Annotated in this window: 17 protein-coding genes; 8 read left to right on the top strand and 9 right to left on the bottom strand. The window is 73.7% G+C overall.

The features are described 5' to 3' along the window. Positions 1 to 2: 2 nt before the first annotated feature. On the top strand, positions 3 to 659 hold the full coding sequence (locus tag MUK52_RS20840; RefSeq protein ID WP_114057585.1) for a superoxide dismutase: 657 nt from the start codon (positions 3 to 5) through the stop codon (positions 657 to 659). Between the two features lie 125 nt (positions 660 to 784). Here MUK52_RS20840 and MUK52_RS20835 read toward each other — a convergent pair whose 3' ends face one another. Next, positions 785 to 1,432: a mycothiol-dependent nitroreductase Rv2466c family protein gene (locus MUK52_RS20835; protein ID WP_114057586.1), complete on the bottom strand. Its 648-nt coding sequence runs from the start codon at positions 1,430 to 1,432 to the stop codon at positions 785 to 787. Between the two features lie 125 nt (positions 1,433 to 1,557). Between MUK52_RS20835 and pepN (MUK52_RS20830) the strand changes: the two genes are divergently transcribed. Together pepN (MUK52_RS20830) and MUK52_RS20825 are read left to right on the top strand one after the other, a co-directional pair. Next, positions 1,558 to 4,110: an aminopeptidase N gene (pepN, locus tag MUK52_RS20830; protein WP_284579008.1), complete on the top strand. Its 2,553-nt coding sequence runs from the start codon at positions 1,558 to 1,560 to the stop codon at positions 4,108 to 4,110. Between the two features lie 173 nt (positions 4,111 to 4,283). Then, on the top strand, positions 4,284 to 5,243 hold the full coding sequence (locus MUK52_RS20825; RefSeq protein WP_114057588.1) for a putative endonuclease domain-containing protein: 960 nt from the start codon (positions 4,284 to 4,286) through the stop codon (positions 5,241 to 5,243). Here the strand turns inward: MUK52_RS20825 and MUK52_RS20820 are convergent. Next, a complete protein-coding gene (locus tag MUK52_RS20820; protein ID WP_284579006.1) occupies positions 5,219 to 6,121 on the bottom strand; it encodes a pyridoxamine 5'-phosphate oxidase family protein in 903 nt (300 codons plus the stop codon). The two genes, MUK52_RS20825 and MUK52_RS20820, sit on opposite strands and share 25 nt — an antisense overlap. A 21-nt stretch (positions 6,122 to 6,142) precedes the next feature. Next, positions 6,143 to 6,601, bottom strand: coding sequence for a VOC family protein (locus tag MUK52_RS20815; RefSeq protein WP_284579003.1), 459 nt, complete (start codon positions 6,599 to 6,601; stop codon positions 6,143 to 6,145). A gap of 141 nt (positions 6,602 to 6,742) precedes the next feature. Between MUK52_RS20815 and MUK52_RS20810 the strand changes: the two genes are divergently transcribed. From MUK52_RS20810 to pepN (MUK52_RS20795), 4 genes are all read left to right on the top strand, one after another. Then, a complete protein-coding gene (locus MUK52_RS20810; protein WP_284579001.1) occupies positions 6,743 to 7,312 on the top strand; it encodes a CGNR zinc finger domain-containing protein in 570 nt (189 codons plus the stop codon). A 274-nt stretch (positions 7,313 to 7,586) separates the two neighbouring features. After that, the gene (locus tag MUK52_RS20805) at positions 7,587 to 10,916 is read left to right on the top strand and encodes a S8 family serine peptidase (protein WP_284578999.1); all 3,330 of its coding nucleotides are present in this window, start codon (positions 7,587 to 7,589) and stop codon (positions 10,914 to 10,916) included. Between the two features lie 208 nt (positions 10,917 to 11,124). Then, entirely contained in the window at positions 11,125 to 12,156 is a 1,032-nt protein-coding gene (locus MUK52_RS20800; protein ID WP_114057591.1) for an aspartate-semialdehyde dehydrogenase, read from the top strand. Between the two features lie 140 nt (positions 12,157 to 12,296). Then, a complete protein-coding gene (gene pepN, locus MUK52_RS20795; RefSeq protein ID WP_284578996.1) occupies positions 12,297 to 14,882 on the top strand; it encodes an aminopeptidase N in 2,586 nt (861 codons plus the stop codon). 87 nt (positions 14,883 to 14,969) lie between these two features. On the opposite strand, the gene MUK52_RS20790 is transcribed toward pepN (MUK52_RS20795), so the two are convergent. From MUK52_RS20790 to MUK52_RS20775, 4 genes are all read right to left on the bottom strand, one after another. Continuing rightward, complete coding sequence (locus MUK52_RS20790; RefSeq protein ID WP_284578993.1) at positions 14,970 to 15,887, bottom strand: LysR family transcriptional regulator; 918 nt, start codon at positions 15,885 to 15,887, stop codon at positions 14,970 to 14,972. A 10-nt stretch (positions 15,888 to 15,897) separates the two neighbouring features. After that, the gene (locus tag MUK52_RS20785; protein ID WP_502963588.1) at positions 15,898 to 16,839 is read right to left on the bottom strand and encodes a DMT family transporter; all 942 of its coding nucleotides are present in this window, start codon (positions 16,837 to 16,839) and stop codon (positions 15,898 to 15,900) included. Positions 16,840 to 16,874: 35 nt separating this feature from the next. Continuing rightward, on the bottom strand, positions 16,875 to 17,819 hold the full coding sequence (locus tag MUK52_RS20780) for an EamA family transporter (RefSeq protein WP_284578991.1): 945 nt from the start codon (positions 17,817 to 17,819) through the stop codon (positions 16,875 to 16,877). Positions 17,820 to 17,890: 71 nt separating this feature from the next. Further along, a complete protein-coding gene (locus MUK52_RS20775) occupies positions 17,891 to 19,231 on the bottom strand; it encodes an MFS transporter (protein ID WP_284578990.1) in 1,341 nt (446 codons plus the stop codon). 104 nt (positions 19,232 to 19,335) lie between these two features. On the opposite strand from MUK52_RS20775, the gene MUK52_RS20770 reads away from it, so the two are divergent. Next, complete coding sequence (locus tag MUK52_RS20770) at positions 19,336 to 19,830, top strand: MarR family winged helix-turn-helix transcriptional regulator (RefSeq protein WP_114057597.1); 495 nt, start codon at positions 19,336 to 19,338, stop codon at positions 19,828 to 19,830. A gap of 192 nt (positions 19,831 to 20,022) precedes the next feature. Here the strand turns inward: MUK52_RS20770 and MUK52_RS20765 are convergent, their stop codons facing one another. Together MUK52_RS20765 and MUK52_RS20760 are read right to left on the bottom strand one after the other, a co-directional pair. Further along, positions 20,023 to 20,259 (bottom strand): hypothetical protein, encoded by a 237-nt coding sequence (locus MUK52_RS20765; RefSeq protein WP_114057598.1) that lies wholly within the window; start codon positions 20,257 to 20,259, stop codon positions 20,023 to 20,025. Between the two features lie 20 nt (positions 20,260 to 20,279). Beyond that, entirely contained in the window at positions 20,280 to 22,340 is a 2,061-nt protein-coding gene (locus MUK52_RS20760; RefSeq protein ID WP_284581743.1) for a 4-alpha-glucanotransferase, read from the bottom strand. Between the last annotated feature and the right edge of the window lie 227 nt (positions 22,341 to 22,567).

The following is a 22,567-nucleotide window of genomic DNA, read 5'->3' as shown; positions in this document are numbered from 1 at the left end:
GCATGGCCATCTACACGCTTCCCGAGCTTCCGTACGAGTACTCGGCTCTCGAGCCGGTGATCAACCCGCAGATCATCGAGCTGCACCACGACAAGCACCACGCGGCGTACGTCAAGGGAGCCAACGACACGCTGGAGCAGCTGGAGGAGGCGCGCGACAAGGAGAACTGGGGCGCGCTGAACGGGCTGGAGAAGAACCTCGCGTTCCACCTCTCCGGCCACATCCTCCACAGCATCTACTGGCACAACATGGCCAGCCCGAAGACCGGCGAGGGCGGCGGCGAGCCGACCGCGGCCGACGGCCTGGGCGAGCTGGCGGACGCCATCACCGAGTCCTTCGGCTCCTTCGCCCGGTTCAAGAAGCAGCTGACCTTCGCGTCCTCCGCGACGCAGGGCTCCGGCTGGGGTGTCCTCGCCTACGAGCCCGTCAGCGGCCGCCTGATCGTCGAGCAGATCTACGACCACCAGGGCAACGTCGGCCAGGGCTCCGTGCCGATCCTGGTCTTCGACGCCTGGGAGCACGCCTTCTACCTGCAGTACAAGAACCAGAAGGTGGACTTCATCGAGGCGATGTGGAACGTCGTCAACTGGCAGGACGTCGCCAAGCGCTACGCCGACGCCAAGGCCAACACCCCGCTGCTGATCCCCGTCAAGGGCTGATCGCGGCCCCCGGGCCGCCCGCCTCGTGATCGTCTTCTCAACCTTCGCGACCGGGCGTTTCCAACGGCAGACCCCCGTGAGGACGTGACTCACGGGGGTCTGCTGTGTGGGGCACCGGGAGGGCGTCAGTCGAAGCGCGGGCCCTCGGTGCGGGTGCGCTTGATCTCGTAGAACCCCGGGGTGGAGGCGACGAGCAGGGTGCCGTCCCACAGCCGGGCGGCCGCCTCGCCGCGCGGGGTCGGGGTGACGACCGGGCCGAAGAAGGCCACGTCGCTGCCGTCGGCTCCGGGAACGGAGATCACCGGAGTGCCGACCTCCTGGCCGACGCGCTCGATGCCGTTGTTGTGGGACTCGCGCAGCACCTCGTCGTACTCGTCGGAGTCGGCGAAGCGGATCAGCTCGGCGGGCAGGCCGACCTCGTCCAGCGCGGCGGCGATGACCTCGCGGGTCGCGCCGAGGTCCTGGTTGTGGATCCGGGTGCCGAGCGCGGTGTAGAGCTTGCCGGTGACCTCGTCGCCGTGCTTCTGCTGGGCGGCGATGACGACGCGCACGGGCGCCCAGCCCTTGGGGCCGACGATCTCCCGGTAGCGCTCGGGGAGTTCCTCAAGGCGGTGCTCGTTCAGGACGGCGAGGCTCATCACGTGCCAGCGGACCTCGACATCGCGGACCTTCTCGACCTCCAGCATCCAGCGGGAGGTCATCCAGGCCCAGGGGCAGAGCGGGTCGAACCAGAAGTCGACCGGGGTCTTCTCGCGCACCTGGGTGTCGGCCATGTCTCTCCTTGGGGCGGATAACGCTTCTCTGGTCATGTTCCTCCTGGCCAACCGGGCTGCGGCCGTGCGCATTCCCGCGTGGGAGGATTCGATCAGGTATCGCGAGCCCGCACGAAGGAGTGCACGTGCCAGGAGAGAATCTGTCCCGCGAGGAAGCCCGCGAGCGGGCGGAACTGCTGTCCGTCGACGGCTACGAGGTCGCCCTCGACCTCCGGTCGGCCGTGGACGCCGCCGAACCGGCCGAGGGGCCGCGGACCTTCCGCTCGGTGTCGACGATCCGCTTCCGCGCCGCCGTGCCCGGCTCGTCGTCCTTCGCGGACCTCGTCGCGCCGTCCGTGAACTCCGTCACCCTCAACGGGCGCCCGCTGGACCCGTCGGCCGTCTTCGACGGCGCCCGGATCGTGCTGGAGGGCCTGGAGTCCGAGAACGTCCTCGTCGTCGACGCGAACTGCGCGTACAGCCGGACGGGCGAGGGCATGCACCGGTTCGTCGACCCGGAGGACGGCGAGGTCTACCTCTACACCCAGTACGAGCCGGCGGACGCCCGGCGGGTGTACGCCAACTTCGAGCAGCCCGACCTGAAGGCGCCCTACCGCTTCGAGGTGACCGCGCCCGAGGGCTGGCACGTGTGGAGCAACGGCGCGGAGGTCTCCCGCGAGGGCGCGACCCGCCGGTTCGCCGAGACCAAGCCGATCTCGACGTACATCACCTGCGTCGTCGCCGGCCCCTACCACTACGTGACGGACACCTACACCCGCGGGGACCTGGAGATCCCGCTGGGTGCGATGTGCCGCAAGGGGCTCGCCAAGCACTTCGACGCGGAGGAGGTCTTCCGCGTCACCAAGCAGGGCTTCGACTTCTTCCACGAGCACTTCGACTACCCGTACCCCTTCGGGAAGTACGACCAGGCCTTCGTCCCCGAGTACAACCTCGGCGCGATGGAGAACCCGGGCATGGTCACCTTCCGGGAGGAGTACGTCTTCCGCGGCAAGGTCACCCGCGCGGCGTACGAGCGCCGCTGCAACACGGTGCTGCACGAGATGGCCCACATGTGGTTCGGCGACCTCGTCACCATGAAGTGGTGGGACGACCTGTGGCTGAAGGAGTCCTTCGCGGACTTCATGGGCACCTTCTCGCAGGTGGAGGCCACCCGCTTCGACCAGGCGTGGGTGACCTTCGCCAACAGCCGCAAGGCGTGGGCCTACCGCGCCGACCAGCTGCCGTCCACCCACCCGATCACGGCGGACATCCGCGACCTGGAGGACGCCAAGCTCAACTTCGACGGCATCACCTACGCCAAGGGCGCGGCCGTCCTGAAGCAGCTCGTGGCGTACGTGGGCCGGGAGGCGTTCCTGGAGGGCGCGCGCCGCTACTTCAAGGCGAACGCCTACGGCAACACCACCCTGGCCGACCTGCTGTCCGTGCTCGGCGAGGTGTCCGGGCGCGACATGGCGGAGTGGTCCCGGGCCTGGCTGCAGACGGCCGGTGTGAACGTGCTGACGCCGGAGCCGGTCCTCGGGGAGGACGGCCGCCTCGCCGAACTGGCCGTCGTCCAGGAGGGCGGCGAGCTGCGCCCGCACCGGGTCGCGGTGGGCCTGTACCGGCTGGAGGCCGGCTCGCTCGTCCGCTACGCGCAGGCCGAGGCGGACGTCGCCGGCGCCCGGACGGCCGTGCCGGAGCTGGCCGGCCGGGAGCGGCCCGACCTCGTCCTCGTCAACGACGACGACCTCACCTACTGCAAGGTCCGCTTCGACGAGCGGTCCCTCACGACGCTGCGGAACCGGCTCGGCGACATCACGGACCCGCTCGCGCGGGCGCTGTGCTGGTCCGCGGCCTGGAACCTGACCCGGGACGGGCTGATGCCCGCCCGCGAGTTCATCGCGCTGGTGACGGCGCACGCGGGCCGGGAGGGCGACGTCGGCGTCGTCCAGATGGTGCACTCCCAGGCGCTGGCCGCCCTCACCCACTACGCGGCGCCCGCCTGGCGCGAGCAGGGCGGCCGGGAGCTGGCGGCCGCCGCGCTCCGGGAGCTGCGGCTGGCCGAGCCGGGCTCGGAGCACCAGCTGACGTGGGCCCGGTTCTTCGCGGCGGCCGCGGCGACCGAGGGCGACTTCCAGCTGCTGCTGGGCCTGCTGGACGGGACCGCGCGCATCGACGGGCTGGAGGTGGACCAGGAGCTGCGCTGGGACTTCCTGCTGCCGCTGGCCTCGCACGGGGCGGTGGACGAGGCCGCGGTCAACGCCGAGCTGGCGCGGGACGACACGGCGTCGGGCAAGCGGCACCAGGTGCGCTGCCTCGCGGCGCGCCCGTCGGCGGCGGTCAAGGACCAGGCGTGGGCGGCGGTCGTCGAGTCGGACGCCCTGTCGAACGCGCTGGTGGAGGCGACCATCGACGGAATGCAGCAGCCCTCGCAGCGGGCCCTGCTGGCCGCGTACACCGACCGCTACTTCGAGGTCGTCGAGCGGGTCTGGGCCGAGCGCTCCATCCAGATCGGGATGCACGTCGTCCGGGGCATGTACCCCGCGCTCCAGGACGACGCGGCGACACTGGAGGCCACGGACGCCTGGCTGTCCGCGCACGGGGACGCCGCCCCGGCGCTGCGGCGGCTGGTGCTGGAGTCCCGCGACGACCTGGCCCGGGCGCTGCGCGCGCAGGCCTGCGACGCCGCCGCCGGGTAGCGGCCGCCGCGGTACGGGTCCGGGGGCGCTGCCTCCGGACCCGGCCCGGACAGGCCCGCGGGTGCGGGCTATCGGCCATCGAACGGCCGTACTTTAGTGCTGTCTTGTCCGGATTTGCCGACGGGACGGTAACAGCGGTTAGGGGGCCCGCCCGGAGCGGGAATCTCCGCGGCATGAACCACAACGCACCCCTCCCCCTCGCCCACCTCACCGACAGCCGCCCCCGCGTCCTGACCCTCGCGCAGCTCCGCGAGCACGGTGTCAGCGCCGCGGAGGCCGCCGCCCGGTCCTGGCAGGAGATCCTGCCGGGGGTGTTCCTGCTGCACCCCGGCGTCGCGACGAGCGAGGAGCGGCTGCACGCCGCCCTGCTGTACGCGGGTCGGCGCGGCGGCGAGGCGATGATCACAGGACTGGCGGCGCTGGCCCTGCACCGGTTCACCTCGGCGCCCGCCCTGCTCTCCCTGCCGCGGATCGACGTACTGGTGCCGCACACCCGCCGGCTGCGCTCCGTCGGCAGCGTGCGCGTCGTCCGCGCCCACACCCCGCCGCGCCCGCTGGAGGTGGCCGGGCTGCCGGTGGCGCCGGTCGCCCGGGCGGTCGCCGACGCGGTGGCCGGGCTGTCGGACGCGGGCACGGTCCGCCGGATCCTGAGCGAGGCCGTCCGCGCCGGGCACTGCGAGCCGGCCGCCGTCGTGCGGGAGCTGACGGTGGCCCGGCTGCTGAACCGGCCGCACGTGGTCGACGCGGTGGAGTCGCTGCTCGCCGAGGGCCGGGCCATCGCCGAGGACCGGCTCTACCGGCTGGTGGGCGGCTTCGGCCTGCCGCAGCCGCTGTGGAACGTGGACCTGCGCCTGCCCGGCGGCCCGCACCTGGGCGGCGTCGACGCGTACTGGCCGGAGCAGGCGGTCGCCGTGGAGATCGACACGCGGGCGCCCCGGCAGGGCGAGGACGAGGACTGGTCGGAGGCGGTCCGCAAGCGCGACGCGCTGGAGCGGCTCGGCGTGACCGTCCTGCACATCACCCCGCGCAAGCTGCGCGACTGGCCCGAGCAGCAGGCCGCGGTCGTACGGACCGCACTGACCGCGGCCGCCGGCCGGGAGCCCGCCGCCTACCTGGTCGTCCTGCCGCGGTGAGGCGGCAGCGCCGGGTTCGCCGGCGAGAACTCCGGGGCGCTCCACAGCAGCCGCCCCGGGTGCAGGCTCTCCACCGCCTCCTCGATGCGGAACAGGACGCTGCGGCCGCCGTCGGGCTCGTACACGGTCCGCGCCCGGCCGCTGAGCTGGAGCAGTGCGCCGCTCTCCCAGTGCGGGAAGAGCAGTCCGGCCCGCGGGTCGGCAGCCAGGTTCCCCAGGGTGAGGAACATGGCGTTCCCCGGGTAGTCCGGCCAGCGCAGCTCGGTCGGCGACAGCACCTCGACGAAGCCGGGCATGCCCCCGCGGTGGCTGGCGTCGGCGCCCTCCGCGTGGGCGGTGGCCGCGAAGAAGGTGTCGGCGCCGCGGACGGCCCGCTCCTGGCGGGCGTCGAGGGCGTGCGCCCGGCGCAGCACGCCGGGCCCGTCGGGGACGGTCCGCAGCGGCTGCCGCTTCTGGAGGTACTTGGGGCAGTTGGAGAAGACCCGCTCGGCCGCGACGGCGAACCCGCCGGGGACGGCCCGCGCGGTGCCGCCCAGCCGCATCCGGCGCCGGGTGCGCGGGTCGAGCGCGATCGTGCCGACGTGGATCCCGCCGGCGGCGAGCGCCGCGGCGAGCGGATCGCCCTCCGGCACCCCGCCGGCGACCTCCATGCGGGCGGGTCCGGCGGCCCGCACGAAGCCGGGCGGGCCGGTGAGCAGTGAGGCCCACATCCGGCCCGCCGCGTCGGCGGCGCCGACGACGAGGTGCGGCTGGCGGGCCAGGAACGCCGCGGCGACGTCCTTGATGCCGGGGCCGATGGAGCGGCCCACGTGCTCGGCGGCCGCGCGGACGCCGACCCGCTCCTGTACCGCGATCGAGCCGCGGTGGTACCGCTCCATGACTGCCTCCTGTCGGGCCGGCTAGAAGAACCCGCAGGTGGGGGCTCCGGGGGTGGGTGCGGGGGCGCCGTGGGCGCCGGTGGGCACCGAGATTTCGAGGCGGGTGCCGTCCGGGTCGTGGAAGAAGATCCCGCCGGAGGCGGTGCCCTCGCCGTGGGCGACGACCCCGTCGTGGGCGAAGGGGGTGCCGAGCTCGCGCAGCCGGGTCTCGTGGGCGCGCACCTCGTCGATCCCGGAGGCCGTGAAGGCGAGGTGGTGCAGTCCGGCAGCGGCGGGGGCGTACCCGCCTTCGGCCTGCTGCCACAGGGTGAGGACGAGTTCGCCGTCCCGCCCGAGGAAGGCGAAGCGGCGGCCGTCCTCCTTGCCCTCGCCGAGCGGCTCGAAGCCGAGGGCGTCGCGGTAGAAGGCGAGCGAGCGGTCGAGGTCGGTGACGTTCAGGCCGACGTGGCCGGTGCGGAGCGTGCTGATGGCAGCCGTCACGGCTGTTCCCCCTTCGACAGGGCCGGCGGGTCCCCGCCGGCGTTCTAACCATCTAAATTGAAGTTAACGGTTAGATGCGGGGGGCGTCAACCGTCCGCGTACGCTGGGGGGGTCGCTCGGCATGCGAGGAGGAACGGCTACATGGCCACAGCGGAGGCGGCGGACCCGCGCCCCCTGACCGGCGAACCGATCGCCCTGGACCTGCTGAACACGCGCTGGGTGCAGGACGGCGCGCCCGTCGACCTGTTCGCCGGCGCGGCCGGGCTGACCCGCATGGAGGGGCTCGCCGTCTGGCTGCGCGCCGCCGGCCTGGCCGACCGCTTCCGCGCCGACCCGTCGACCCTCGTCCACCTGCTGACCGCGCGCGAGGCCATCGCCCGCGCCGTGGCCGACCCGGCGGACGCCGGTGCGCGCGCCCTGGTCGACGCCGTGCTGGAGCACGGGCGCATCCGGCCGACGCTGGGCGGGGAAGGCCCGGGCGAGCGGCCCGAGTTCGACGACCGGTCGTGGGGGCCGGCGTGGACGGCCGCGTACGGCTACCTGGAGCTGCTGCGCTCCGGCCCGGAGCGGATCCGCAAGTGCGCCTCGGCGAGCTGCGTGCTGCACTTCCACGACACCTCGCGGGGCGGCACCCGCCGCTGGTGCTCGATGGCCGCCTGCGGCAACCGCGCCAAGGCCTCGCGGCACTACGCGCGCACGCGCGAGCGCTGAGGCGCCGGAAGTTGTCACACCCGGGCGCGCACTGACCGCGCCCCGCTGACCCCGACAAGGTCGGGAAGTCGACAAATCTACTCCCTGGAACCGGCGGTTCGCCGGCTTATGCCCCGCTACGGCCCCGATGGCGGGAAGTCCGAGCTGGCGAGAGTGCGCCATGCCAGGTCTCGGTAAATGACAGGCCTCCCCAAACAGCGGGCAGTTAGGCAAAGCTGACCGGTCATCCGGCACCGAAATCCGGACCGTATCTTTCACTTATCCAGGGATGCTGATGACCTTCGAATCCCCCAGTTCGATATCCGGGGCCCGGCGCGTCGCGCGCGTCGCGGCCGCGGCGGGTCTGGTGGCCGCTCTCGCGGGCGCGGGCGCCATGCCCGCCTTCGCGGCGCCGGCCCCCGGCACCGGTGCGGCGGGCACCGGGCCGGCCGTCAAGTCCGCCGACCAGAAGCTCGGTTCGGCCGACGCCGAACTGCTGCAGGAGGCCAAGGCCAAGGGCGAGGCGACCGTCACGGTCATGGTGGCCACCGCCCCCGGCCAGACCAAGCAGGTCACCGACCAGATCGCGGCCGTCAAGGGCGCCTCGGTCGGCCAGGCCAACGACAAGCTCGGCTACGTGCGCGCCACCCTGCCCACCGGCAAGGCCGAGGCCGCGCTGAAGGCGGCCTCCAAGCTGTCCTCCGTCCACGCCATGGACCTCAAGCACGAGATCCGGCTGCCGGACCCGCGCCCCGACGCGGGCAGGGAGTCCGGTGCGGGCAAGAAGACGGCTCCGGGCAGCTTCGCGGCGCCGGACAAGAACACCCCGGCGAAGAACCCGTACAACCCGTCCTTCGAGACCGGCTCGGTGGACTTCGTCGCGAACAACCCCCAGGCCGACGGCCGCGGGGTGACCATCGGCATCCTGGACTCGGGCGTCGACGTCGCCCACCCCGCCCTGCAGCAGACCACCACCGGCGAACGCAAGATCGTCGACTGGGTCACGGCGACCGACCCGATCACCGACAACGACGGCACGTGGCGCGCACAGATCACGCCGGTGACGTCCTCCGGCGGCAGCTTCGCCGCGGGCGGCCAGAGCTGGAAGGCCCCGGAGGGCTCCTTCCAGTGGAGCCGCTTCAGCGAGTCGATCACCGCCAACGGCGACATGAAGGGCGACGTCAACCGGGACGGCGACACCACCGACCGGTTCGGCATGCTCTACGACCCGGCCGCCGGCACCGTCCGCGTCGACACCGACCAGGACGGCGACTTCACCAACAACGAGCCGATGAAGCCGTACAAGGACGGCTTCCAGATCGGCTGGTTCGGTACGGACAACCCGGCGACCGCGGTCGCCGAGCGCATCCCCTTCGTGATCCAGATCCGCAAGGACGTCCCGATGGACCCGCTGGGCGGGGACTGGGTCGGCAAGAAGGCCGACTTCGTCAACATCGGCATCATCGAGTCCGAGCACGGCTCGCACGTCGCGGGCATCACCGCGGCGAACGGCCTGTTCGGCGGCAAGATGAACGGCCAGGCGCCCGGCGCCAAGCTCGTCTCCTCGCGCGCCTGCTCCTGGTCGGGCGGCTGCACCAACGTCGCGCTGACCGAGGGCATGATCGACCTCGTCGTCAACCGCGGCGTGGACATCGTCAACATGTCGATCGGCGGCCTGCCGGCGCTGAACGACGGCAACAACGCCCGCGCCGAGCTGTACAAGAACCTCATCGACACCTACGGCGTCCAGCTCGTCATCTCGGCGGGCAACGAGGGCCCCGGCGTCAACACCATCGGCGACCCCGGCCTCGCCGACAAGGTCATCTCCGTGGGCGCGGCGGTCTCCAAGGAGACCTGGGCCGCCAACTACGGCTCCGGCGTGGACAAGAAGTACGCCATGTTCCCGTTCTCCTCGCGCGGCCCGCGTGAGGACGGCGGCTTCACGCCGACCCTCACCGCCCCCGGCGCGGCCATCAACACCATCCAGACCTGGCTGCCCGGCGCGCCGGTGAAGGAGGCGGGCTACGACCTGCCGGCCGGCTACGGCATGCTCCAGGGCACCTCGATGTCGTCGCCGCAGGCGGCCGGCGCGGGCGCGCTGCTGCTCTCCGCCGCCAAGCAGCACAACATCAAGCTGACCCCGGCGGCCCTGCGCATCGCGCTCACCAGCACCGCCAAGACGATCAAGGACGTCCCCGCGCACGCGCAGGGCGCCGGCCTGATCGACGTGAACGCCGCCTGGGAGTCCGTGCAGCGCGACGCCAAGGCCAACGACTTCACCGTCAAGGCGCCGGTCGACACCGCGATCGACCAGTTCCTGAAGACCCCGGGCTTCGGCACGGGCATCTACGACCGCGAGGGCGGCCTGAAGGTCGGCAAGAAGAAGGTCTACAACGTCGTCGTCACCCGCACCACGGGCGTGAAGTACGGCACCCGCCACAACCTGAGCTGGCGGAACAACGACGGCACCTTCAAGGTCATCGGCGGCTACGACTACGTCACCCTGCCGCTGAACAAGCCCGTCACGATCAAGGTCGAGGCGAAGGCGAAGACGGCCGGCGTGCACAGCGGCATCCTGCAGCTGGACGACGAGAACACCGAGGGCATCGACAAGCAGGTCCTGGCCACGGTCGTCGCCGCGGCCCCGCTGGCGAAGCCGTCGTTCACCTTCTCGGACACCTCGTCCGTGCAGCGCAACAGCCACAAGTCGTACTTCGTCACCGTGCCGCAGGGCGCGAAGTCCCTCGAGGTCGCCCTCGGCGGTCTCGCGGCGGGCAGCCAGACGCGCTTCATCTCGATCCACCCGTACGGCCTGGGTGTCGAGGACAGCTCCACCACGCAGTGCTACCCGAACTACGACAACCCGGCGAACAAGTGCCGCCCCGACCTGCGCTCGTACGAGAACCCGCAGCCGGGCGTCTGGGAGATCGAGGTCGAGTCGCGCCGCACGTCGCCGCTGCTCGACAACCCCTTCAAGCTGGACGTGAGCATCCTCGGCGCGGCCTTCGACCCTGCGGTCCAGGTCCTGCCCGAGGTGAAGCAGGGCACCCCGGCGCCGGTCCAGTGGACGGTGAAGAACGACGCCGCGGCCATCTCCGGCGGCAAGCTCCAGGGCGGTTCCCTCGGCTCCGCGAAGGTCGCCAGGCCGACCATCGCGGACGGTGAGCAGCAGACCACGACGGTGACCGTCGGCGAGGGCGTCTCGCGCCTCGACGTGGCCATCGGCAAGACCTCGGACACCGGCGCCGACCTCGACCTCGACGTCTTCAAGGACGGCGTGAAGGTCGGCTCCTCCGCCGACGGCGACTCCGAGGAGACCGTGAGCCTGGTGAACCCGGGCGCCGGCACCTACACCATCGTGGTCACCGGCTACGCGGTTCCGGCCGGCTCCACCGCGTACGACTACCGCGACGTGTACTTCTCCTCCGCCCTGGGCTCCGTCCAGGTCGACGAGAACGCCGCGGTGAACCTCGCGAACGGCGCCTCGGCGAGCGTCTCGGCGAACGTCGTGGCGGGCAGCCCGGCGCCCGAGGGCCGGCAGTTCTTCGGCGAGGTCAAGCTGCTGAACGCCCGCGGCACCGCCGCCGGCACCGGCAGCGTCCAGATCGAGAAGGTCGCCTCCTGACCTGACCGTGTGGCGAAGGGGCGGGTGCCGACGGCGCCCGCCCCTTCCGCTTGCCCCGCCGCCGCGCCGGGACCAGCCCCGACCTGCGCAGACGTCCGCCGAGCCCGGAACATCGTCCGCTCCTCGGACAATGGATTGGACAAGCCTTGTGGGGTCGAACGCATGATGGCTCCACGCGCCCGAGTCGTACGCACCAAAAGGAGTCACCGTGAGGGTTGGAATCGTCGGAGCCACCGGCCAGGTCGGCGGAGTCATGCTCAGCATCCTGGCCGAGCGCAAGTTCCCGGTCGACGAGCTGCGCCTCTTCGCCTCCGCCCGCTCCGCGGGCTCCACCCTGGAGTGGCAGGGCCGGGAGATCACCGTCGAGGACGCCGCCACGGCCGACTACAGCGGCCTGGACATCGTGCTGTTCTCCGCGGGCGGCGCCACCTCCAAGGCCCTCGCCGAGAAGGTCGCCTCCCAGGGCGCCGTGGTGATCGACAACTCCTCCGCCTGGCGCCGCGACCCCGAGGTGCCGCTCGTCGTCTCCGAGGTGAACCCCCACGCGGTCGCGAACCGCCCCAAGGGCATCATCGCCAACCCGAACTGCACCACCATGGCCGCCATGCCGGTGCTGCGCCCCCTCCACGACGAGGCCGGGCTGGAGGCGCTGATCGCCACCACCTACCAGGCCGTGTCGGGCTCCGGCCTCGCCGGCGTCGCCGAGCTCGACGGCCAGGTGAAGCAGGTCGCCGAGCGGGCCGCCGAGCTGGCCCACGACGGCGGGGCCGTCGACTTCCCGGAGCCGGGCGTCTACAAGCGCCCCATCGCCTTCAACGTGCTCCCGCTGGCCGGCTCGATCGTGGACGACGGCTCCTTCGAGACCGACGAGGAGCAGAAGCTCCGCAACGAGTCCCGCAAGATCCTGGAGATCCCGGACCTGAAGGTCTCGGGCACCTGCGTGCGCGTCCCCGTCTTCTCGGGCCACTCCCTCCAGGTCAACGCCCGCTTCGCCCGCCCGATCAGCGTGGAGCGCGCCTACGAGCTGCTGAAGGACGCGCCGGGCGTCGAGCTGTCGGAGATCCCGACCCCCCTCCAGGCCGCCGGCAGGGACGCCTCGTACGTGGGCCGCATCCGCGTCGACGAGACCGTCGAGCACGGCCTCGCGCTCTTCCTCTCGGGCGACAACCTGCGCAAGGGCGCCGCGCTGAACGCGGTGCAGATCGCGGAGCTCGTCGCCGAGGAGCTCGGCCGGTCCTGACTCCGGCGCGCAGGGGTGGTGCCGGGTGCCGGTGCCACCCCTGCGGCGTACCCGGGGCGGCGGCTTCGAATCCGCCGGGTGGAGACCGCTGCGGCATGCAAGGATGACCGCGAACGTCACCATCGAAGGAGATGAAACGCGTGCCTGGCACGAATCTGACCCGTGAAGAGGCTCAGCAGCGGGCGAAGCTGCTCAGCGTCGATTCGTACGAGATCGACCTCGATCTGAGCGGCGCGCAGGAGGGCGGTACGTACCCCTCCGTGACGACCGTGCGGTTCCAGAGCGCCGAGGCGGGCGCCGAGACCTTCATCGACCTGGTCGCCCCGGCCGTGCACGAGGTCGTCCTGAACGGCAAGTCCCTGGACGTCGCCGCCGTCTTCCGGGACTCCCGCATCCGGCTGCCGCACCTCCTCCAGGGTGCCAACGAGCTGAAGGTCGTCGCGGACTGCGCGTACACCAACACGGGCGAGGGCCTGCACCGCTTCGTCGACCCGGTCGACCAGCAGGCCTACCTGTACACCCAGTTCGAGGTGCCGGACGCGCGGCGTGTGTTCGCCAGCTTCGAGCAGCCCGACCTGAAGGCGACGTTCCAGTTCACGGTGACGGCACCCGAGGGCTGGACGGTGGTCTCGAACTCGCCGACGCCGGACGCCGCCGACGTCAAGGACAACGTGTGGCGCTTCGCGCCCACCCCGCGGATCTCGACGTACATCACGGCGCTCGTCGCCGGCCCGTACCACGCGGTGCACAGCACGTACGAGGGCCCGGACGGCCAGGTCGTGCCGCTCGGCATCTACTGCCGCCCCTCCCTGGCGGAGTTCCTGGACGCCGACGCGATCTTCGACGTGACGCGGCAGGGCTTCGACTGGTTCCAGGAGAAGTTCGCCTACGACTACCCGTTCGCCAAGTACGACCAGCTGTTCGTGCCGGAGTTCAACGCGGGCGCGATGGAGAACGCGGGTGCGGTCACCATCCGCGACCAGTACGTCTTCCGCTCGAAGGTGACGGACGCCGCGTACGAGGTGCGCGCCGAGACCATCCTCCACGAGCTCGCGCACATGTGGTTCGGCGACCTGGTCACCATGGAGTGGTGGAACGACCTGTGGCTGAACGAGTCGTTCGCGACGTACACCTCGATCGCCTGCCAGGCGTACGCGGAGGGCTCGAAGTGGCCCCACGCGTGGACCACCTTCGCCAACTCGATGAAGACGTGGGCCTACCGGCAGGACCAGCTGCCCTCCACGCACCCGATCATGGCGGACATCCGCGACCTCGACGACGTCCTGGTCAACTTCGACGGGATCACCTACGCCAAGGGCGCGTCGGTCCTCAAGCAGCTTGTCGCCTACGTCGGCATGGAGGCGTTCTTCAAGGGCGTGCAGGCGTACTTCAAGGCGCACGCCTTCGCCAACACGCGCCTGTCGGACCTGCTGGGCGCCCTGGAGGAGACCTCCGGCCGCGACCTGGCCGCCTGGTCCAAGGCATGGCTGGAGACCGCCGGCATCAACGTCCTGCGGCCGCGCATCGAGACCGGCGCCGACGGCGTGATCACCTCCTTCGCGGTCAGCCAGGAGGCCCCGGCGCTCCCCGCGGGCGCCCAGGGCGAGCCGACGCTGCGCCCGCACCGGATCGCGATCGGCCTGTACGACCTCGACGGCGGCCGCCTCGTGCGCACCGACCGGATCGAGCTGGACGTCGACGGCGCGCTCACGGAGGTGCCGGAGCTGGTCGGCCGCGCCCGCCCGGCCGTCGTGCTGCTGAACGACGACGACCTCTCGTACGCCAAGGTGCGCCTCGACGAGGTGTCCCTGGCGAACGTCACGGCGCACCTGGGCGACTTCACCGACTCGCTGCCCCGCGCGCTGTGCTGGGCGTCGGCGTGGGACATGACCCGCGACGGCGAGCTCGCGACCCGCGACTACCTGGCGCTGGTCCTGTCGGGCATCGGCAAGGAGTCGGACATCGGCGTCGTGCAGTCGCTGCACCGCCAGGTGAAGCTGGCCCTCGACCTGTACGCCGACCCGGCGTGGCGCGAGGAGGGCCTGGCCGCGTGGACCGAGGCCGCGCTGGAGCACCTGCGCGCCGCGGAGCCGGGCAGCGACCACCAGCTGGCGTGGGCGCGGGCGTTCGCGGCGACGGCCCGCACCGAGGAGCAGCTGACCTACCTGAAGGCCCTGCTGGACGGCGTGGCCGAGATCGAGGGCCTGGCCGTCGACACCGAGCTGCGCTGGGCGTTCCTGGAGCGGCTGGCGGCGACCGGCGTCTCCGACGAGGCGGCCATCGCGGCCGAGCTGGAGCGCGACCCCACGGCGGCCGGCGAGCGCCACGCGGCGACCGCGCGGGCGGCCCGCCCGACGGCCGAGGCGAAGGCCGCGGCCTGGGCTTCGGTGGTGGAGTCCGGCGACCTCCCGAACGCCGTGCAGGAGGCGGTGATCGGCGGGTTCGTCCAGGCCGACCAGCGCGAGCTGCTGGCCCCGTACACGGAGAAGTACTTCGCGGCGGTCAAGGGCGTCTGGGACAGTCGCAGCCACGAGATCGCCCAGCAGGTCGCGGTCGGCCTGTACCCCTCGCTGCAGGTGTCGCAGGGCACCCTCGACGCGACGGACGCCTGGCTGGCCGCGGCCGGGCCGAACGCGGCCCTGCGCCGCCTGGTCTCGGAGTCCCGCTCGGGCGTCGAGCGCGCCCTGAAGGCACAGGCCGCCGACGCGGCCGCGGGCAGCGCCTGACGCGCACGCAGGTCTGCCGGTGCCCCGGTCCCGCCCACGGCGGGGCCGGGGCACCGGCGCGTACGGGGCCGGGGCGGCGGGTCCGCCTCAGGCGGGGTCGGCGGACGCCCGGCGGGCAGCCGCCTCCCGCAGCGCGTCCAGGGCCCGGGCGACGGCGGGCGAGGCCTCCGCTCCGCGGCGGGTCGCGGCGATGACGTGCCGGGTGGGCCGGTCGCGGGCCAGGACGCGGACGGCGACGCCGCCGGCCCGGCCGGACACCATGCGCGGGACGAGGGCGACGCCCATCCCGGCCTCGACCATGGCGAGGATCGCGGTCCAGCCGGCCGCGGTGTGCGCCTGCTCGGGGACGAAGCCCGCCGCCTCGCAGGCCGTGCGGGCGATCTCCTGCCAGGGCCCGCTGCCGCCGTAGATCCACGGCTCGCCGGAGAGGTCGGCCAGCCGGAGGTCCGGCGCGTCCGCGAGCGGGTGGTCCCGCGGGAGGGCCACGTCGAGCGGGTCCTCCAGCAGCACCATGCGGCTGAAGCGGGTGTCGCGCGCGGTGGGGGCGTGGGCCGCGAGCGAGAGGGCCAGGTCGACCGCTCCGGCGGAGAGCAGCTCGTACGACTCGCCGGCCTCGGTCTCGCGGACGCGCACCTCCAGCCCGGGCCGGGTCTCGCGCAGGATCGCGACGGCCGGGACGACCAGGGCGGGGACTGCGGTGGAGAAGGCCCCGATGCGGACCTCCCCGGTGTCGCCGGCGAGGTATCCGGCGAGGTCGGCGTCGGCCCGTTCGAGCTGGGCGAAGACGGCGTCGGCGTGCCGCAGCACGAGCCGGGCGGCGTCGGTCAGCCGGACCCGGCGGCCACGCGCCTCCAGCAGCGGGACGCCCAACTGCCGGGCGAGCCCCGCCAGCTGCTGCGAGACGGCCGAAGGCGTCAGGTGCAGTGTCCCTGCTGTCGCGGTCACGGTGCCCTGTTCGGCCAGGGCCCGCAGGATCCGCAGCTTCTTGATGTCCCACTCGGTCATGGGCCCGAACCTACCGCCGGGCCCCCATTGCGACGCCGCCGAGGATCAGCGCCATGCACAGCAGCTCGGCGGGGCCGGTGCGCTCGCCGAGGAGCAGCAGGCCGAGCCCCGCGGCGCACACCGGCTGGAGGTGGTAGACGGCGCCGGCGCGGGCCGGGCCGATCAGCGTGACGGCCTTGTTCCAGGCGAGGAAGGCGACCGCGGAGGACATGACGCCGACGTAGAGGAGCATGCCGGCCGTGCCCGGGGTGGGGGTGAAGCCGCCCTGGAGGTGCAGGGAGACGGCGTAGGCGGGGGCCAGCATCAGCGCGCCGAGGACGAAGGTGGTCAGGAGGAAGGCCAGGCCGCCGAGTTCGGCGGGCGCACGGCGCAGCAGGGCGCTGTAGGTGGCGAAGGAGAGGGCGGCGGCGAGCATCCAGAGGTCTCCGGCGCCGAAGCGGGGGATGGGGGAGCCGTCGCCGACGAGGAGCAGGACGCCGGCCAGGGCGGTCAGCAGCCCGGCGGTGCGGCGCGGGCCGAGGCGTTCCCCGCCGGCGCGGGCGTAGAGGGCCATGACGACCGGCGAGGCGGCCATGATCATGCCCATGTTCGCGGCGGAGGTGGTCAGTCCGGCCTGGTGGACGAGGGTGTTGTAGAGGGCGACGCCGAAAAGGGAGGCGAGTGCGGTGTGCGCCAGGTGCCGGCGGATCAGGTGCCGCTGCCGCCATGCCTGCCGGGCGGCGAACGGGGCGACGGCCGCGGCGGCGATGATCCACCGCCAGAAGACGGCCTGGACGGGCGGGACGGTGTCGGCCATGCCGCGGGTGGCGACGAAGCTGCCGGACCAGACGACCGTGGCGGCCAGGGCGAGGAGTACGCCCGGCCCGGCCGCGCGGGCGGCGGCGTCGCGCAGTGGGCGGGCGGCGCGGGCGGGCGGGGGCGGGGTGGTGCGGGTCCGGTCCGTGACGGCCACGGGTCGTCTTTCCTTCCGGTGGGGGCGGTGTGCCCCTACCGTCGCACCGGCCGATTCATCAGGTCCATCGAAAAGTTTCGACTGTTCTTTTCAGCAGAACTGAACGATCCGCCTGCGCGGGCGGAGGCTCGGGCTGCGAAGATCTGCCCGGCGACCGTTGCGCCGAAGGCGAGGGCCATCCCGGCGAGCTGCACGGGGGTGAGGTCCTGCCCGAGGGCGGCCCAGCCGATGGCCGCGGCGGTCAGCGGGGACAGCGGGCCGAGCAGGGTGACGGAGGTGGCGCTGAGCTGTCCCATGCCGCGGAACCAGAGCCAGTACGCGATCCCGGTGTTGACCAGCATCATGTAGCCGTAGCCGAGGAGGGCCCGGCCGTCGAGCGCGGGCGGAGCCCCCTCGGCGAGTGCGGCGAGGGGGGCGATGGCGAGCCCGCCGGCGGTGAGCTGCCAGCCGGTGGCGGCGAGCGGGCCGACGCCTGCGGGGCGCCCCCAGCGCTTGGTCATCACGGTGCCGGCGGCCATGGACGCGGAGGAGACGACTCCGGCGGCGATGCCGAGGGCGTCGAGGCGGGCCTGCGCGGTCAGGACGACCATGCCGACCCCGAACGCGGCGGCGATGGCGGCGAGGACGGTCCGGAGCTCGGCGCGCTCGCCGAGCAGCACGGCGGCGAGCCCGACGACGAAGAGCGGCCCGGCCGAGCCGAGGACGGCGGCGACCCCGCCCGGTAGGCGGTAGGCGGAGAGGAAGAGCAGCGGGAAGAAGGCCCCGATGTTGAGGATGCCGAGTACGGCGGACTTCCACCACCAGCTGCCCGAGGGGAGGGTGCGGGAGAGCGCGGTCAGCAGCAGTCCGGCGGGCAGGGCCCGCATGGCCGCGGTGAACAGGGGCCGGTCGGGCGGCAGGAGTTCGGTGGCGACGGCGTAGGTGGAGCCCCAGGAGACCGGGGCGAGGGCGGTCAGGGCGAGGGTGGCGGGGCGGTTCACGGCGGCTCCTCGGGAGGCGGAGGGGACCGGCGGGCTCGGTGCCGTCGGCGCGGTGGTGCGGCGGCCGCGGGTCAGGGCCGGGCGGACAGCGGCCGGCCGGTGCCCCCTGCCGGGGCTGCCGGGGCTGCCGGGGCTGCCGATGCGGGAGGCCGGGGCGGCTCGGGGTGCACGGCGTCCGCCGGGAGGTGCCGCTCCAGGCGTACGAGCGCGAGCGCGCACCCGGCGGCCGCGGCGGCGAGGACGCCCCAGGGCAGCCGGCCGTCGACCGCCGTCAGGGCGGTGAACAGGGACGGGGCGAGCGCTGTGGCCAGCGAGTACGACAGCTGGTAGGTGGCCAGGTAGCGCCCGCGGACCGCTTCGGGCGCGGCCGAGACGGACAGGGCCCCGGCGGAGGGGCTGTGCACGAGTTCGCCGAGGGTGTAGACCACGACGATGGCCAGCAGCGCGGCGGCGGTCGCGGTCTGGCCGGGCCGGACCGTGCCGAGCACGGCCTGCCCGGCGAACGCAGCGGCGAAGAGCAGCGCGCCGAGCGCAGCCGAGCGGGTGCGGCGGGCACCGGAGCGGCGGACCCGGGAGGCGACGAGGACGCCGGCACCGGCGCACAGCGCGGTGTTGACGGTGAACGCGGCGCCGGTCAGCGAGTCCGGGCCGTGCAGCCACGTGGCGATGTACAGCGGGAACAGCACCGACAGGGCGGCGTAGCCGAGCGCGGCCAGGAAGTTCGCGGCGGTCAGCCCGAGGAAGGGCCGGTCGCGCAGCACCATCCGGTATCCGGCCGGGGTCCGGGCGGCCGCGGCGGCCGGGCCCGCGCCGGCGGCGGGGCGGACCCGCGTGACGAGGAGCCCGGCGAGGGCGAAGGCGAGCGCGTTGCCCCAGGCGGTGTGCGAGAAGGCGGCGGTGCCCCAGACCCCGAGCACTCCGGAGACGATCAGCGCGCCCGCGCCCATCCCGGCGTTCTGCAGGGCGCGCAGGGAGGCCTGGAGGCGGTCGCGGGCGGATCCGCGGGCCACCTCCCCGATCAGGGACTGCTGGACGACGGGGAAGGACCGGTCGGCCAGCGCGGTCAGGAGGGCGACCGCGGCGAAGGCGGCCGGGGAGTGGGCGAAGGGGTAGAGCGCGAATCCGGTCGCCCGTACCGCGTAGAGGAGGAGGTTGACGCGCTTGGCCCCGAACCGGTCGACGGCCGCGCCGGCCGCCGGCATGAAGGCGAGCCCGGCGAGCCCGGTGGCCGTCAGCACGAGGCCGACGACCGCGAAGGAGAGGCCGGTGACGTGGTGGAAGAAGACCAGGGAGAAGGGGACGTACATGCCGATCCCGACGGCGCTGATGCCGATCCCGGCGAGCAGCGGCCGCTCCCCCGGGAGCCGGTCCTGCCGTCTGCGCCGCCGCTGCCGCGCCTGCCCGCCTGCCATGGTTCCCCCCGAAAGTAGATCGACAGCAAGTAGCTTACTTGCAAGCTACTTTCGGTCAAGCAACATTTTTGCGGGCGGTCGGCCCGACGGCCGATACTGCGGACATGAGCGAGGTCAGCAAGGACGCCGTCGACGCGATCATCGACCAGTGGGCCGCGGTGCGCCCGGACCTGGAGACGGCCCCCATGGCCCTCTTCGGCCGGATCTTCCGGATCGACCGGGCCATGGGCGACGCGATGGAGCGCGCGTACGCCCGGTACGGGCTCACCCGCGGGGAGTTCGACGTCGTGGGGACGCTGCGCCGCTCAGGCGAGCCCTACACGCTGTCGCCGCGGCAGCTCTCCGCCACGCTCATGCTGACCTCGGGCGGCATGACGGGCCGCCTGGACAAGCTGGAGAAGGCGGGGCTGCTGTGCCGCAGGCCCGACCCGCACGACCGGCGGGGGCTCCAGGTCACCATCACGGACCGGGGACTGGCCGTCGTCGACGAGGCCGTGGCGGCGGGCCTGGAGGTGCAGCGCGCGGCGCTGTCGGGCCTGGACGAGGAGGAGGCCGCTGTACTGACCGGCCTGCTCCGCAAGCTCCTGGCCGGCATCTGAGGGCGGCGGCCGGGGCGGCCCGGGCGCCGCGGAGCCCGTACGCGGGTACGCCGGAGCGCCGGAGCGCCGGAGGTCCGCACCGCCGCCGGGCGTCTCGCACCGGCAGGGGGACCTCCGGCGCCCCGGAAGCCTGCCGGGCAGCCCCGGCCCCGCAGGGGCCGGGGCTGCCCGGCTGGTTCAGTTCGAGTCCGCTCAGCCCTGCTGCTGCTTGCGGGACTTGTCGCCGACCATCACGAGGCCCGCGATGGCCAGGAACAGGACCACCGGCAGCACGACGAACACGCCGAGGGTCTCGGCCAGGCTGATGCCCTGGCCCGGGTCGTCACCGTCGTCGCGGGTCAGCGCGAGCGCGGGAGACGTCATCAGCAGCATCATCAGCGTCGTTCCGGCCGTGACGGCGCCGGCGCGCAGGGCGTTCTTCTTGTCCACGGTGCAAACGTAGCGAACACCTAAACGGGGCGCGCGTCCGGGGGTGCCGTACGGGCGGGCCCGCCCTCCCGCAGGGCGTCCAGCAGGGCGTTCGCCCGCGCCGACGCGGCCAGCGCCTCCAGCGTGAGGGGCCGCCCGTCCGCGTCGGCGAGCGGCAGCCGCCAGTTGGGGTACTGGTCCCAGGTGCCGGGGAGGTTCTGCGGCCGCCGGTCGCCGACCGCGTCCGGGAGCCATACGCCGACCAGCCGGGCGGGGGTGCGCAGCAGGAACCCGTACAGGGCGGCGACGGCAGCCTCCTCGTCCTTGGTGTCGAAGCCCTCGTCCGCGAGCAGGTCCAGCCACTGCGCGGTGTCTGCGGCGTCCTCCGCCCGCTCACGCTCCACGGGGCGCGTCAGCAGCCCCAGCCGGTCGCGCAGCTCCACGTGCGCGCCGGCCAGCTTGGCGGCGGTGGGCGGCAGGTCGTGCGTGGTTGCCGTCGCCAGGCAGCCGGCCCGCCAGGCGTCGGCCGGGAGCGGGGCGCCGCCGCCCGTCCAGTCCCGTTCGAACCACAGCACGGAGGTGCCCAGCACACCGCGCCGGGCCAGGGCCCGGCGGACCTGCGGCTCGACCGTCCCGAGGTCCTCCCCGACGACCGGGGCGCCCGCCCGGTGCGCCTCCAGGACCAGCACCGCCAGCATCGCCTCGCCGTCGTACGCGACGTACGTGCCGTCGGCGGGCGGCGCACCCTCGGGGATCCACCAGAGCCGGAACAGGCCCATCACGTGGTCGATGCGGAGCGCGCCCGCGTACCGGAGCACCCCGCGCAGGAGCTCGCGGAACGGGGCGTACCCGGCGGCGGCGAGCAGGTCGGGCCGCCACGGCGGGAGGCCCCAGTCCTGGCCGCGGGGGTTGAAGGCGTCGGGCGGGGCGCCGGCGCTCGCGTTCCCTGCGTACAGGGGCTGCCCGGCGGCGTCCGAGCCGTCGGGGTGCACCCCGACGGCGAGGTCGTGGACGATGCCGACGGCCATGCCGGCCTCGCGCGCCGCCTGCTGGGCGGCGGTGAGCTGGGTGTCCGTCAGCCAGACGAGCCAGCGGTGGAAGTCGGCCGCGGCGGCGGGCGGGGCGCCTGCCGGGCCGCCGGTGCGGGCGGCGCACCAGGCGGCGTGGCGGTCGAGGGCCGCGCCGTGCACGGTGCGGAACTGCCGGTAGGCGGCATCCCGTTCGGGGGTGCGGGGGGCGGCGTACAGCAGCTCCAGAGCGGCGCGCTTGAGCTCCCAGACGGCGTCCCGGTCGATGAGGGCGCCCTTCTCCAGGACGGCGCGGCGCAGTGCGGCGCCGCGGGCGGCGAGTGCGGCCAGGGCCTCCTGGTCGGGGCAGGCGGCGTACTCGGGGAGGTCCTCGATCCGCAGGTGGACGGGGTCGGGGAAGCGGCGCGTGGCCGGCCGGTACGGGGAGGGGTCGGTGGGGCTGCCGGGGACGGCCGCGTGCAGCGGGTTGACCTGGACGAAGCCGGCGCCGTGGGTGCGGCCGGCCCAGCGGGCGAGCGCGGCGAGGTCCCCGAGGTCGCCCATGCCCCAGGAGCGTTCGGAGAGCAGGGAGTACAGCTGGACGAGCAGCCCGTGGGCGCGCTCCGGCACGGCGGGTGCCCGCTCGGGGGCGACGATCAGCGTCGCGGCGGCGGTGCGGCCGTCGGGGGCCTCGGCGCGCACCCGGTGCACGCCGAGCGGCGGCAGGACCGCGGGGTCCCAGTCGTACGGGCCGGCGGAGCCGGCCGCGGCCGCCCCGCCCTCCGCGGGGACACCGCCCTGGGCGGCCCCCTCGGGCTCCAGTCGGGTCCGGGTCCCACGGGGCAGCCCCGCCAGCTCACGGGGCGCCGCCGATCCGGCCCACCAGACGAGGACGGGCGGCAGCAGCCGCTCGGCGGCGTCCCGCTCGGCCGCGGCGAGCGCCTCCCGCACCTGCTCGGGGGTGCCGGCGGGCACACCCAGCAGGCCGAGGACCGCGACGACCGTCTCGCGCGGCACGTCGACGGTGACGCCCTCAGCGGGCCGGTAGTCGGTGGCGACGCCGTGCAGGGCCGCGAGCCGGGCGAGTTCGTCCATGGAGGTCACCGGTGTCCCTGTGGTCGGCCGCCGGCGGCGCCGCCGCGGCGGTGGTGGGCCCGCCGGGCGGGGCGGTGGGGGCGGCGCCGGCCGGCGTAGCGGATTCCACGGTTCTGCCTTCCCGTTGCTGCGGGCGGATGGTGAGGGTGGGTCAGCGATCCGTCGCGCGGCGCGGCTCGACACCGCAGCCATACCCAGCGGACGGCCCGGCATTCCTGGCGGTTCCG

Source organism: Streptomyces sp. 2P-4 (genome assembly GCF_030167965.1).
Lineage (GTDB): Bacteria > Actinomycetota > Actinomycetes > Streptomycetales > Streptomycetaceae > Streptomyces > Streptomyces globosus_A.
The sequence above is the reverse complement of the archived record's forward strand: the minus strand, read 5'-3'. Positions and strand labels throughout refer to the sequence as shown.